This is a genomic window from Priestia sp. TRM10 (assembly GCF_057808375.1).
Map to the genome: position 1 here is coordinate 1 of NZ_JBJZOT010000045.1, position 256 is coordinate 256.

Below are 256 nucleotides of genomic sequence, written 5' to 3' on the forward strand. Positions count from 1 at the left end.
CCGGATCACTAAGCCCGACTTTCGTCCCTGCTCGACTTGTAGGTCTCGCAGTCAAGCTCCCTTGTGCCTTTACACTCTACGAATGATTTCCAACCATTCTGAGGGAACCTTTGGGCGCCTCCGTTACTCTTTAGGAGGCGACCGCCCCAGTCAAACTGTCCACCTGACACTGTCTCCCTGCCCGATAAGGGCAGCGGGTTAGAATTTCAATACAGCGGGGGCAGTATCCCACCAGCGCCTCCACCGAAGCTAGCGC

At 56.6% G+C, this 256-nt stretch carries 1 rRNA gene; it reads right to left on the reverse strand.

Going from position 1 to position 256, the window contains the following annotated elements:
- Nucleotides 1-256, reverse strand: a 23S ribosomal RNA gene (locus ACK3CR_RS27120); the annotation flags it as partial.